Source organism: Streptomyces sp. NPDC018000 (assembly GCF_044328025.1).
Lineage (GTDB): Bacteria > Actinomycetota > Actinomycetes > Streptomycetales > Streptomycetaceae > Streptomyces.
The window spans coordinates 1-12,272 of sequence record NZ_JBIRGM010000047.1 but is presented as its reverse complement, the minus strand read 5'-3'; the positions used below and the strand labels follow the sequence as shown (position 1 = coordinate 12,272).

At 67.7% G+C, this 12,272-nt stretch carries 13 protein-coding genes, 1 tRNA gene and 3 pseudogenes; 9 read left to right on the top strand and 8 right to left on the bottom strand.

The window, feature by feature from the left end; all coding sequences use genetic code 11:
* The first annotated feature begins 167 nt into the window (after positions 1-167).
* Positions 168-623 carry a hypothetical protein gene (locus tag ACH4EW_RS32190; RefSeq protein ID WP_398263065.1) on the top strand — a complete coding sequence of 152 codons (456 nt, stop codon included), beginning with the start codon at positions 168-170 and terminating at the stop codon, positions 621-623.
* A 66-nt stretch (positions 624-689) separates the two neighbouring features.
* On the opposite strand, the gene ACH4EW_RS32185 is transcribed toward ACH4EW_RS32190, so the two are convergent.
* Both ACH4EW_RS32185 and ACH4EW_RS32180 read right to left on the bottom strand, forming a co-directional pair.
* Positions 690-1,184 (bottom strand): hypothetical protein, encoded by a 495-nt coding sequence (locus tag ACH4EW_RS32185; RefSeq protein ID WP_398263063.1) that lies wholly within the window; start codon positions 1,182-1,184, stop codon positions 690-692.
* Positions 1,159-1,359: pseudogene (locus ACH4EW_RS32180) on the bottom strand (hypothetical protein); the annotation flags it as partial. The pseudogene ACH4EW_RS32180 and the gene ACH4EW_RS32185, both read right to left, overlap by 26 nt.
* 614 nt (positions 1,360-1,973) lie before the next feature.
* On the opposite strand from ACH4EW_RS32180, the pseudogene ACH4EW_RS32175 reads away from it, so the two are divergent.
* Positions 1,974-3,197, top strand: a pseudogene (locus tag ACH4EW_RS32175) (IS3 family transposase); the annotation flags it as partial.
* Between the two features lie 140 nt (positions 3,198-3,337).
* On the opposite strand, the gene ACH4EW_RS32170 reads toward ACH4EW_RS32175, so the two are convergent.
* The 3 genes from ACH4EW_RS32170 to ACH4EW_RS32160 all read right to left on the bottom strand — a co-directional run bounded on the left by ACH4EW_RS32170 (position 3,338) and on the right by ACH4EW_RS32160 (position 4,763).
* Positions 3,338-3,427 (bottom strand) — tRNA-Ser (locus ACH4EW_RS32170).
* A 38-nt stretch (positions 3,428-3,465) separates the two neighbouring features.
* Positions 3,466-3,870, bottom strand: a complete 405-nt coding sequence (locus ACH4EW_RS32165; RefSeq protein WP_398263061.1) for a hypothetical protein — start codon at positions 3,868-3,870, stop codon at positions 3,466-3,468.
* Positions 3,871-4,466: 596 nt separating this feature from the next.
* Entirely contained in the window at positions 4,467-4,763 is a 297-nt protein-coding gene (locus ACH4EW_RS32160; RefSeq protein ID WP_398263059.1) for a GYD domain-containing protein, read from the bottom strand.
* A gap of 581 nt (positions 4,764-5,344) precedes the next feature.
* Here ACH4EW_RS32160 and ACH4EW_RS32155 point away from each other — a divergent pair.
* A complete protein-coding gene (locus ACH4EW_RS32155) occupies positions 5,345-6,160 on the top strand; it encodes an IS5 family transposase (protein ID WP_398263057.1) in 816 nt (271 codons plus the stop codon).
* Here the strand turns inward: ACH4EW_RS32155 and ACH4EW_RS32150 are convergent.
* Together ACH4EW_RS32150 and ACH4EW_RS32145 are read right to left on the bottom strand one after the other, a co-directional pair.
* Positions 6,132-6,602, bottom strand: a complete 471-nt coding sequence (locus tag ACH4EW_RS32150; protein ID WP_398263055.1) for a hypothetical protein — start codon at positions 6,600-6,602, stop codon at positions 6,132-6,134. The two genes, ACH4EW_RS32155 and ACH4EW_RS32150, sit on opposite strands and share 29 nt — an antisense overlap.
* Positions 6,603-6,758: 156 nt before the next feature.
* Positions 6,759-8,303 carry an alpha/beta fold hydrolase gene (locus tag ACH4EW_RS32145; protein ID WP_398263053.1) on the bottom strand — a complete coding sequence of 515 codons (1,545 nt, stop codon included), beginning with the start codon at positions 8,301-8,303 and terminating at the stop codon, positions 6,759-6,761.
* Positions 8,304-8,456: 153 nt separating this feature from the next.
* On the opposite strand from ACH4EW_RS32145, the gene ACH4EW_RS32140 reads away from it, so the two are divergent.
* The 6 genes and pseudogenes from ACH4EW_RS32140 to ACH4EW_RS32115 all read left to right on the top strand — a co-directional run bounded on the left by ACH4EW_RS32140 (position 8,457) and on the right by ACH4EW_RS32115 (position 12,013).
* Entirely contained in the window at positions 8,457-8,867 is a 411-nt protein-coding gene (locus ACH4EW_RS32140; RefSeq protein ID WP_398263051.1) for a transposase, read from the top strand.
* A complete protein-coding gene (locus tag ACH4EW_RS32135) occupies positions 8,864-9,196 on the top strand; it encodes a transposase (RefSeq protein WP_398263067.1) in 333 nt (110 codons plus the stop codon). The genes ACH4EW_RS32140 and ACH4EW_RS32135 overlap by 4 nt, the downstream gene beginning before the upstream one ends.
* Positions 9,197-9,273: 77 nt before the next feature.
* Complete coding sequence (locus ACH4EW_RS32130) at positions 9,274-9,633, top strand: transposase (RefSeq protein WP_398263049.1); 360 nt, start codon at positions 9,274-9,276, stop codon at positions 9,631-9,633.
* A 378-nt stretch (positions 9,634-10,011) separates the two neighbouring features.
* On the top strand, positions 10,012-10,752 hold the full coding sequence (locus ACH4EW_RS32125) for a class I SAM-dependent methyltransferase (protein ID WP_398263047.1): 741 nt from the start codon (positions 10,012-10,014) through the stop codon (positions 10,750-10,752).
* A 215-nt stretch (positions 10,753-10,967) separates the two neighbouring features.
* A pseudogene (locus ACH4EW_RS32120) lies at positions 10,968-11,108 on the top strand (IS5/IS1182 family transposase); the annotation flags it as partial.
* Between the two features lie 422 nt (positions 11,109-11,530).
* On the top strand, positions 11,531-12,013 hold the full coding sequence (locus tag ACH4EW_RS32115; protein ID WP_398263045.1) for a hypothetical protein: 483 nt from the start codon (positions 11,531-11,533) through the stop codon (positions 12,011-12,013).
* Here the strand turns inward: ACH4EW_RS32115 and ACH4EW_RS32110 are convergent.
* A partial coding sequence (locus ACH4EW_RS32110) for a transposase (protein WP_398263043.1) occupies positions 12,006-12,272 on the bottom strand: 267 nt, incomplete at its 5' end. The two genes, ACH4EW_RS32115 and ACH4EW_RS32110, sit on opposite strands and share 8 nt — an antisense overlap.

Sequence of the window (12,272 nt, the reverse complement as noted above, 5' to 3'; positions counted from 1 at the left end):
GCGGACCGTCTCCATCTCCTCAGGTGTCACACCTGACAGAAGATCACAACCTAACCGAAGGTGATGAATCGGGGTACCTAACAAAGCCCTACTAGCTATGGAGGGGCAGTTGTGGCGAAGGTGCCCCACTGATGAATCTGGCAGCCTGTCGCACTATCTTGGGCCAGATGTATCCGCAGCAGCCGCACGTGGCCCTTGCACCGGAGCCCTCTCCCATCTCGCCCCCGAAGTCCCGAAGCCGTACAGCAGTCGTGGTTGTCTCCTTGCTGCTGGGGCTCGCGCTCGGCGGCGGGGCGGTGGCGATCGCGTGGGTCCTCAGTGACAACAGCAGCAGTTCCGTGGAGGGGGTTGGTCCGCGCGGTGACGCCAGTGCCGCCTGCCGGGCACTCGACGGATTCGACGAGTCGAAGTACATCGCGAAGGGCTCGGCCGGCGAGATCGCCGTGAACCGGTATGCCGCGGCGGGAGTGCTCTCCGCTTCGGCCGCTGCAGGCGATGCTACGTATCGGCCGCTCGCCCAGGCCATCCGCCGCTCTCAGGACCGTCATGCCCAGGCCTTCGACTTCGACGAGAAGGTGAAGAAGGACCTGGACGAGGCCCGCAGTATCTGCAAGGGCCTGTAGCCCGGCCCCCGGCCAGAGGCTTCATGCTTCCAGGAGGAGAACCCGCCGTGTCCCCGTGCGCTGACTTCAGCGGCGGGTGACGGCGTAGCCCGCGTCGTTGACTGCGCGGGTCCATGCGTCGCGGTCGAACCACTTGCTGATGTTGGGCTGCATCTCGGTGATGGTGCGCATCCGGGCCTCCCAGTCGTGCCCGGTCGGGCCGCGGCTGCCGCTGCATCCGGCGCAGCCGTCCTCGCCGTGGATGTGGCCGGCCATCCACGCGTTGACCGCCACGTTGATGACGACCGCGTACAGGTCGCCGCCGGTCTGGGCCAGGGAGTCCGGTACACCAGCGAAGACCAGGGCGATTTCGGGGTTGTCGAGCGGCGGCATCGGGGCCTGGCCCACGCCCTTCTCGTTGCTGCTCTCCTCGTAGGAGGACAGACTCTGCGCGAGGCGATCGGCTGTGGCCTTGGCGTCGAAGTACCGCCAGGCGGAGCGCACTTGGATCCCGAGCCGCTCGGCCAAGGTGTTGAGGTCCTTCTCGATGGTTTCCTCAACGGTCGACGGCGTGAGCGTCACCCCCTATGAGCCAGCTCCGCGAGCGTCTGGGCAACAGCTTCACCGAGGCCGGAAGGACGTCCGCGGTCCACGCATCCTCGAGACCCTGGTGGTCGCCCGCCGCCCAGGAGCCGACTATCCGGTCCCAGCGGCGGACGTTCATCGTGCGGTACTCGACCACCCGCTGGAGCGGGCGCGGACGGTCTCGCGGGCCTGCGATGACGCAGATGACGCCGCGACGGGTTCGGCCCGGCCCCGGGCAAGCCGTCCCTGGACGGCGGTCTGCGCCGGGCGGACTGGGGCGCGTTCGGCATGCGCTGGTAAATCGGACGCGGTTGGCACACGCGCGAGGAGGGGCGGGCCCATAGGGCCTGTCCCTCCTCGCGCGTCGGGTGGCCGGGGCGGGGGTGGGTGGCGGAGGGTTCCGTGACGACCCGGACGAGTGATTTTTTTCCCCTCGTTTACGCGGGCGTGGCAGTGTCAGCGTGCGGCCGACGCGTCGGGACAGGCACCGCCGCTGGAGCCCCACGTCGTGGAGGCCGTCACGCAGTGCCTCGACTGGTTACGGCGAGCGGCGGCACAACCCGGCTTCGGCGTTATCGGCTTCCGCTCCTGAGGTCAGAAGCCGACTACACCCCTCAGAATCCGTGAGCCTGCAGGTCAGCGAAGGTCGCGACCGTTGCCGACCACGCCCGCCCGTCCGGGACGCGGCGCCACCCGATCAGCGAGTCGGGGCGTGACCGTGCCAGGCCAGACTGAACCGTTCCGGGTTTGATCGAGACTCGATCTCTTGGAAGGATCGAGTCCGTTATGGCGAAGCAATACCCCAAGGAGCTCGAGGAGCGGGCCGTGCGTCTGGTCCTGGAGACTCGCGATCAGTACAAGACGGAGTCTGCGGCGATCCGGTCGATTGGCGCGAAGCTCGACATCGGCCCGGAGTCCCTGCGGAACTGGGTGCGTCAGGCCGAGGTCGACGCCGGTGCCCGGACCGGGACCACGACTGAGGAATCCGCCCAGCTCAAGGCCCTCAAGAAGGAGGTCGCCGAGCTGAAGCGGGCGAACGAGATCCTGAAGGCTGCAGCAAGTTTCTTCGCGGCCGAGCTCGACCGGCCACACACACGCTCGTAGCGTTCATCGACGAGCACCGGGACCGCTTCGGCGGAGTCGAGCCGATCTGCAGGACCCTCACCGAGCACGACTGCAGCATCCACCCCTCCATCTATTACGCGTACAAGAAACGTCCCATGTCGGCCCGGGCCGTGCGGGACGCGGAACTGGCGCCGCTGATCGTCAGCATCTACCGGGACAACTACAGCGTCTACGGAGCCCGCAAGATCTGGGCCGAGCTCAAGCGCCAGGGCCATCAGGTGGCCTGGTGCACCGTCGAGCGGCGGATGAAGGCCGAGGGCCTGGTCGGGGCGGTGGGCGGGAAGAAAGTCGTCACCACGGTGGCGGACAGGGAGGCCGAGCGGGCTCCGGACCGGCTCAGCCGGCAGTTCGTGGCCAGTGCACCGAACCGGGCATGGGCCGCGGACTTCACCTACGTGGCCACCTGGTCCGGCACCGTCTACGTCGCCTTCGTCGTCGACACCTTCTCCCGCCGGATCGTCGGCTGGTCCGCAGCGACGAACAAACAGACCCCGCTGGTGCTGTCCGCACTGGAAATGGGGCTGTGGCAGCGTGACCGGGCTGGAAACCCCGTTATTGCACGGGAGTTGATCCACCACTCCGATGCCGGATCGCAGTACACCAGCTTCCGGCTCGCCACCCACCTGGCCGCCGAACAGATCGCCGCGTCCATCGGCACCGTCGGGGACGCCCTCGACAACGCCCTGATGGAATCGACCATCGGGCTCTACAAAGCTCTACAAAACCGAGCTCATCAAGCCGCAGCGGCCCTGGAAAGCCCTGAGCGGCGTCGAGTTGGCCAACGCTGAGTACGTCGATTGGTGCAACCACCGTCGACTCCACGGTGAGATCGGCCACGTCCCACCCGTCGAATACGAAAACACCCACTACCAGAACACACAAAAACAGCAGGTCACAGCCACATTTCAGAGTCTCTACCGAACCCGGAACAGTTCACAGGGAACCTCGGGGAACACCGGACCATCACGGTGCGCGGACACGGAAGCGGCCCCGACCAAGTTGCCTGGTCAGGGGCCGTTCACCTGCGGTGGGTGTGGGATTTGAACCCACGGTGACTCGCGCCACGACGGTTTTCAAGACCGCTGACCACGTTGACGCGGCCCTGGGACTCCACCGTCCTCGCATCGCGAATGTCTCGCCGATGTCACACAGATCAATCTTGGCGTTGCCTCAAAAGTACGCAGCTCACCACCACATAGCCCACCAGCCCAAGCGAGCCGCGCAGTATGAAATCTGCCCACAGTCCCATGAATGCTGCGGCGCTCTCGACGTGAAGGACCGCCCCCAGGGCCAGGGCAGTGAGGGCTCCCGCAATCCCCAGGGCGATCGCATAGGTGACCAAGCCTCCGCGGTTCCGCCCCAGCCAGGTACCCAGCAGTCCAGAAGGAATCTGCACGACCACGTGGAAGCCCACGCAAGCGAGCAACATCGCAGCAAGGATCACGAAAGGGGGTATATCTGCCGTGGGATCGTCGGCCGGTGCTGCGCCGTAGGCGTCGAGAGCCCAGGCCGGAGGTATCAAGAAGGTGAACAGCAAGATCACGCCGCTCACGTGCATGGCCCCAAGGTGGAGTGCGACTTGGCGGAGGCCCCCTCTCCGCTCGCGCCGGAGCTGACTTGCCACACCCATCTTCATGCGCCCCCTGGTGTTCGCCCGTTACACCAACTCCTCCGGACGGCAGAGTACATCGGGCCGTCGCGGGGCCGTGAAAGGGCACTCAAGGGCGACCAACACTGACAACCTTGAGGGCTCAGCCGCAGGTCACAGCGTTGATCGGCTACTCAACTACAGGTCAGAGACCCCGGCCGTCACTTCTTCGGCTACTGACCGAGCTGGGGTCCGAGGTCTGCCCGTGGACTGCTCGGCCGGCGCCCCTGGACCGTCGCAGTACAGCAGCAAAGTACAGCAACCCCACCGACCGGCGCCAACCGTCTTCGCCCCTAGCCAGGTCCGCCACCAGCCCAGGAGACCTCAGCGACCACCATGCCCATAGTTCGCATCGAGGGGGGTCAGGGCCCCCTTTGACATCTACCTTCTGACATCAACGGGTGCGGTCAGTCATGGGTGTGGTCACTCACGGCCGGTACGCCGTTTGAGCACGCGGTCCGGGTGGCTCACCGCCTCGCGCTGCGCGTCCTGGACGACGTGGATCGTCAGCCAGCCGCCTTGGCGATGATGCGCTCCATCTCCTCTGGGCCGAAGGCCCGCAGAGTCGTGGAACGGACGTTGCCCACCCCACCGAGCTGCAGGAGTGCTGCCGTGGCAGTTTCGTCGTCGGGCGCCTCGACGATGGCCACGAGGTCGTACGGACCGACGGTCCAGTAGATGCTCAGGAGCTTCGCCCCGAGCTTCTGTACCGCTGACCCGAAGGCCTCGGCGCGCTTTGCGGTGTCCTTGTAGTTTCGGACCCCTTGATCGGTCCAGCTCAGCAAGGTGACGAAGGTCGGCATGTTCTTTCACCTTCACGAGGAGACGCATCGTGAGGCCAAGACTGGACATCTGGGCCAGAACCTGCACGAAATGCGCACCCGAACGAGCAATACGAGCAACCACAGGCATCGAGGGGCAGGCTGACATCCACGCCTGACATGAACGACAGCGGACACCAATGGTCGCCGTGGTTCTCTGCAGAGTAGATGCAGTCATACAGCCGTAGCGATCCAGGGCCGCTGTTATCGCGGATCGAACTCACAACGTCCGCGCCCACCAGTACAAAGGCCCTCAACCGATCGCGTTCGGGGCCTTTGACATCCAGTTCTGAGAAGCCCTCCGCTTTCCGATCAACGGGCTTGTCTGGTCGAACAGGGTTCCTGATCGGGTGATCGCGGTGCGGTCTGCGCATGAAGGCAGGGCCTCTTGGTAGCTCGGGGTTGTTGAAGCCAACGAGCAGTTCCAGGAGGCCCTGTTGTCGCAGTCTTGCGTGTTCGCGTCCGCGGAGTCCAACTCGGGTTCTCCGTCGTGTGACTGTCTCGCGCACAGGTTCCGCAACGCGGCGGATTCCCCGGGCCGCGTCCCGTGCTACGCGTCCGACATGACGGAGGCGGAATGGCAGGTCGTCCAGACCTCGCTGCCTGTGCCGGCCTGGTTGGAGGGCCGGGGCGGCCGCCCGGAGGGCTACTGCCATCGGCAGATACTCGACGCCATCCGCTACGTCGTGGACAACGGCGCCAAATGGGCCAACCTGCCCCGCGACTTCCCGCCGTTCGAACGGGTCCACGCCTTCGCCCGCCGCCGGCAGATCCAGGGACTGCTCACCGAGCTCCACGACCGGCTGCGCGACCGTGTCCGGGAGCAGGACGGCCGCACGGTGGACCCGAGTGCGGCGATCGTGGACTCGCAGTCCCTGCGGGCGGCAGCGAATATTCCCAAAGAGACGTCCGGCCGGGACGGCGGGAAGAAAGTCTCGGGGCGCAAGCGGCACCTCGTGGTCGACTGCCTCGGCCTGGTCCTGGCCGTCGCGGTGACCCCGGCGAGCGTGCAGGACCGCGATGCGGCCGTCGGGCTGCTCGAGCGGCTGCGCACGTCCTACTTCGCCTTCCGCCACGTCTGGGCGGACGGCGGCTATGCGGGCCCGCTCGTCTGCTGGGCGGCCGAGAACCTCCACCTCACCCTCGAGATCGTCAAACGCTCCGACACCGCCACGGGCTTCGTGGTCCTCCCGCGCAGGTGGGTGGTGGAGAGAACGCTGAGCCGGCTGATGCGCCCGCGCCGCCTGGTGCGCGATGCCGAGACACTACCCGCCATGCACGAGGCCATGGTGCTGTGGTCCATGACCATGCTGATGAACGGCCGCCTGGCCGGACGCCGCCCCGTGGCCTTCAGCCGGCCTGCGCCTCGAGCGCGGTGAACACCCCCGGCCGCACCTGGAGGACCCACCCCCGCTCCACCAGGCGTTTCGCCTTCGACCGCAGCCCCACGACCTTCGCCGGGACCGTCTGAAGCCCCAGGGCCACCGCCAACTGCTGACACCTCATGCCCTCCCGGCCCGCTTCCGACTCCAGGACCAACACGATCGGCTGGTAGCCAGGTGCGAGGACCGACGCTTCCATGCCTTCGGCCCACGGCGGCACCACCGACCCCGCCACCGCTATCCGCACCGGCTCCGCGGCCACAGCAGGCGACCCGGCCAGCACCTCGGCCACCGTCACACGGGCGTCCACCAGCCGCTGAAGTGCACATTCCGCCTCGTCGACCGCGGCCTGCACCCGCTCGGCCTCCTCCCGCAGCCGCGCTACCTCTTCCCGGACCTTCTTCTCCTGGGCCTCCAACAGACCGAGAACCGACGGCATGAGCAACCTCCACCAGCGACACGAGCGGACCAAACGCCCCATCTCACCGCCGCAGGCCCGAGTTCATGCCCACCCAAGCCGAACCAAAGGATCACGTTCGGAAAGCGGATGCCTTCTGAGCGGGAGTGAGTCCACTCAGTCCAAAGGAGCGGTTCTTCAGCCCCTGCCCTTGAGGTCTGTGAGGTAGGCGTCGATCACCCGCATCGCCTCCTCCGTCCCGCCTCTGCGGTACAGCCAGTGGCCCACGACGTCCATCGTGAACAAGGACGCCTTCGGGAAGGAGCGCGCCATGCGCCGCGCGCCCGGCAGGGGGGTCGCCAGATCATGGGTGGCGTTGACCACGAGTACGGGCGGGAGGGGGCCCTCCGCCTGGGCGGGCCGGGGTTTGGGCGGCATGCTCCAGCCCTGGCAGCCGAGAATGAAGTCCAGCGCCTGGGCGTTGTAGCGGACGTGCGGGGCGGCCTTCGCGACCCTCTCCCGGGTGGCCCGGTACTCGGCGTAGTCGCGGATCCGGAAGTCGTAGTCCCGGCACAGCACGAGCCGCGAGGCGACGTCGGTGCCGTCGGGGGTCCACCGGACCTCGCCCTTGCCGGTGTACAGGGCGGCCAGTTGCTTCACCGTTTCCTCCCGGCCCCCCTTGCCGACGGAGAAGGTCAGGAAGTCGGACAGGCGGTCGGCATTGACCTTGGTGCGCGTCGGTCCGTTCGGGCCCGGCTCACGGAGCGTGCCCGCGTCGGCGCGGGCGAACAGCTCGTCGGTGACGGCGATCAGGTCCTTGCCCCTGAGTGCGCAGGACGTGTCCTTCTCGCACCAGGCCGCGAGCCGTTTCAGGGTGTTGTCGACGGTGACGCTGGCGTCGGTGAGGTAGCGCTCGGCGTCCGGCCGGTCCGGGTCCATCGCGCTGTCGAGGGCCAGTGCGCGGAGCCTGCCGGGGAACAGGCGCGCGTAACGCTCGCCGAGGAAGGTGCCGTAGGAGTGACCGATGAAACTGATCCGGCTTTCGCCGAGGGCGGCGCGGATCGCGTCCATGTCACGGGCCACGCTCTCCCCGTCCATATGGGCGGCGAGCGGCCCTGTCTGCTTCAGGCAGCTGTCGGCCAGCAGGCTGTTCAGGATGCGCAGCTGCCCGAACTCGGCCGCGTCGCGGGGGCGGGCCGGGATCGATTCGTTGATCGTCTCGTCGCAGACGGCAATCTGGCTGCGACCGATGCCGCGCGGGTCGAAACCGATCATGTCGAAGCGCCGGAGCATGTCCGGGGAGTAGCCGGTGACGGGGTCGTCCGCGTACAGCGCCTCATCGACCCCGGGCGACCCGGGGCCGCCCGGGTTCGACATCAGGACGCCGATCCGCCGCGCGGGGTCGGTGGCACGGTAGCGGGCGACGAAGATGCCGATCTTCGGGCCCTCCGGCTTCGACCAGTCCAGCGGCACCTTCACCGTCGCGCACTGCGCCCTCGGGCTGGGGTCGGGATAGGGCGGCTCGGCCGCGGGACAGGCGCCCCATCTGATCGGCGGGACAGAGGTGGTGGCGCCGGACGGCTCCTGGGCGACCGCCGTGCCGGGGACGGTCAGAGCGGTGGCGGCGAAGGAGGAGGCGGACAGGGCGAGGAGAAGGAGTACGGAGAGGGCTCGACGTCTCGGTGAAGGAAGTGGTATCGAGACCGGGTTCGGGGTCGGGTTCACGTGCAGGCTCGTGTTCACGCACGTCACTGTTCCGGTCCCGTATGACGGTGCCTCCATGAGCACATGGTGGGAACGTAACAAGGGGCACCGGACGCACCCGGGCCCTGACCCCTGATCTTGGACACACGAGACACTGGATCCTGAGGATCTGAGAACGGACATCTCGTGGTCATGAAGAACTATCCGCCGCAGTTCAAGGCAGACGCGGTCGCGTTGTACGAGTCGCGGCCCGAGGCGACGATCAGACAGGTCGCTGCCGATCTGGGCATCAACCCCGAAACCCTGCGGAACTGGGTCCGGGCGGCCGGCGCGAGCCGGCCCCGGGGACGCCGCGCGGAGACACCCACCGAGCCGCCCACGCCGTTGGAGACGGAGAACGCCGCCCTGCGCAAGAAGGTCCGCGAGCTGGAGGAGGAACGCGAGATCTGCGCAAGGCAGCCAAGTATTTCGCCGGCGAGACGCGCTGGTGAACCGCTTCCAGTTCGTCGCCGACCACCAGCACCGTTACGGCGTGAAGCGGCTGTGCACCATCCTCGGCATCGCCCGCTCCAGCTTCTACTACTGGCGCGCGACGGCCGCTGACCGGGCCACCAGGCAGGCAGCCGACGCCCGCCTCGCCGTCCGAGCGGCACCGGGAGAAGTGGCGCCTGGCGCTGGACATGATCGACGAAGTGCGTGACAACTGGGAGCTGCCCGACCTTCCGGTCGTCGCCGACGCCGGATACGGCGACGCCACCGGCTTTCGCGAGGGCCTGACCGAACGCGGCCTACCTACGCGGTCGCGGTCAAAGCCACCACGACCGCGCACCCCGGCGACGCCACACCCGAGCACCCGCCGCACTCCGGGCACGGCCGCCCTCCCGCGCCCGCCTACCCCCAACCACACACCACCCTGCGCGCCCTGGCACTGACAGCCGGCCAAGCGGCCGCCCGCACCGTCACCTGACGCCAGGGCAGCAAGACCACCAAGCGCAACCCGAACGCCGACATGCGCTCACAGTTCCTGACCCTGCGGGTCCGCCCCGCCAACCGCACCATCCACCGCGCCACCGACGGCTCCCTGCCCGACTGCCGGCTGCTCGCCCAGTGGCCACCCGACTCCGCCGAGCCGACCGACTACTGGCTCTCGACGCTTCCCGCCGACACCCCACTGCGCGAGCTGGTACGAATCGCGAAGATCCGATGGCGAGTTGAACACGACTACCACGAACTCAAGGACGGCCTCGGCCTGGACCACTTCGAAGGCCGCAACCACCTCGGCCGGCACCGCCACGCCACCCTCGCCGCCCTCGCCCAGGCCTTCTGCACCATGCTCAGGCTCAACCCAAAAGCCCCTGCGCCGGCCTGACCCTCTACGCGGTCCTACGCGAACTCCAAGCCCTCCTGGCCACCTGGACCGGCGCCTGCTCCATATGCGACCAACCCGCACCAACCCCCAAACCCCACCCCAGGACCTAACAAAGCCCTACTAGGATCACCGCCCGCCAGTAGCGCACGCTGTTCGTGTTGCTCCGCCGGACGATCTGCTGCAGCTTCTGCCCATCCCAGTCGGCGATCCTGCGGACTTGAACCCGTGGTGCCACCACGTCTCCTGACGCTGGATCGGGTCGATCGATCCCACCCGATCGCATCGGCAGCCAGACAGGACACCCGTGAACCGGTGAACCGTCCCGGTCGCAGCACAATCGTGTTGACCGCCCCCGGCAGGCAGTGCTTGAGTCGGCGCGTGGACAGCATTTCTGCCAACCGGCGGTTCTGGAACCAGATCAGCAGCGCCTACCAGCACGAGCACGACCCGCAGATCGGCGCAAAGCCCCGGCTGTGGGGCACGTACGCCATCCCCGACGCGCACCTGCACGCCCTGGGCGACGTCACCGGCAAGCGCGTCCTCGAACTCGGCTGCGGCGCCGGCCAGTGGTCCAGGGCGCTCGCCGCTGAGGGCGCCACCGTGGTCGGGCTCGACCTGTCCGAAGCCCAGCTCGCCGCGGCAGCTCGCGCGATGGGAGCGGCCCGCTACCCGCTGGTGCAAGGCGCCGCCGAACACCTCCCGTTCGCCGCCGACAGCTTCGACCTGGTGTTCTGTGACTACGGCGGGCTTAGCTGGGCGCCTCCGCACCTGGCCGTCCCGCAGGCCGCACGCATCCTGCGCCGCGGTGGGCGCCTGGTTTTCAACGTCGCCAGCCCATGGTTCGAAGCCTGCTACGACGAAGCCGCCAGCCGCGTAACCACGACACTGCACCAGGACTACTTCGGGCTGGACACCATCGCCGAAGACCAGGGCGCGGTCAGCTATCAGCTCACCTACGGCGACTGGATCAAGGTCCTGCGCGGCGCAGGTCTCGTCATCGACGACCTCATCGAGCCGCGGCCCGAACCCGGAACAGCCAACGGCTACAACCAGACCGACCCGCCTGACTGGGCATACCGCTGGCCGGCAGAAATGCTCTGGGTAACCCACAAACCGTAAGCACCGCCGCACCGAGACGTGAAGGTATCCCCTCCCCGGTCGGCCCTAGAAGGTCCTGTCCCACGTGCCGTCCGCCGACCAGCGCTGGTGCCGCTCATACACGGTGCCTCTTCCAACCTGACGGGTGGTTGGACAGGCAACCCCGGCAACGGACATGAAGAAAGCTCCTGGTAGACGGGTTCGCGACCAAGATCACCAGTCCGCCAGGAGCTCTCGTGCTTGCCTACCCGTCTGCCATCGATCTGTCCAGCCGCGCCCTTCAGCACCCATCCGGTCTTCTCGCTGGTCACCGCCGCCGGATCGGCTCCCGCTGGCGGCGCCTGACCTGCGGCCGGCAGGCCCTGCTCGCTCTCGCCATCGGCCTGCTGGTGACGGCGGTCGGCCTGCTGCTGATCACCCAGGTCGACAACAAGGGCGGCATCGCCCTGCTGGTGACCGGATACGCCGTCGCGTTCGCGGGCACCAGCCCGATGGGCGTGCTAAGCACCGAACTGGTCGTGGGCTCCGCACCTCCCGAGAAGACCGGCTCGGCCGCGGCAATGTCGGAGACGAACGGCGAGTTCGGCATCGCGATGGGCATCGCCGTCCTGGGCAGCGTCGGCGCGGCCGTCTACCGAGGCCGGATGGACGACAACATGCCCGCCGACACCGCGCGCGACAGCCTCTCGGGCGCTTCGCAGGCCGCCGCCGATCTCCTCGGGGCCGCGGGGGGTGCCCCTATGGGTTTCGTCAAGAGAATCGGGCTGCGTTTCGGTGAGTGGCAGGGCAGCATGGCGTGATGCCTGACCTGCTGTGGGATGACGCCAAGAGCTTCTTTGCTCCCGATCTGATGGGATCGCTGCCGGACGTGCGTGTCCCAGATACCTCGGTGGAGGACTGGCAGGCGGTGCTTGATCTCGTTCGGTCGCAGGGGTGGTCGTGTGAGTACTCCGAGGACGGTGTTGCAGTCCGGCTGCCGAGAGCTGCGGAGATGCTGGTCCGCGGTGAGGGTGCCGACGTGTTGCTGAGGGTCTGGCCGGTCCCTGGTTTCCTGGTGATCTTTCGGGCGTATGAGGCTGGCTCGATCGACTTTGACGTTGATCTGCGGGAGTTGCAGGGGCAGGGCGGCGTGGACGTGCTGTGCCGTCTGCTGCGGGCAATAGGGCGTCGGCTCGGCAAGCCGGTATTGCTGAGCCCGGAGTCTGACCCGCTCCACCCGGTGCTCGGCTTCGACGTCGAGGCGGAACGTGTGGTGATGCTGGGCGGCCCGCAGGTCACGTGACCGCCGCTGGCTGCGGCTCGTAGAAGGTGCCGTCGCGGAGCATCGCGAAGAGCACGTCGGCTCGTCGCCTGGCGAGGCAGAGGAGAGCTTGGGTGTGGTGCTTGCCCTGCTTGATCTTCTTGTCGTAGTAGGCGCGGGAGGCGGGGTCGGCCAGGGCGGCGAACGCGGAGAGGAAGAACGCTCTCTTGAGCTGCTTGTTCCCGCGGCGGGAGGGTTGTTCTCCGCGGATCGAGGAGCCCGAACTACGAGTGGCCGGGGC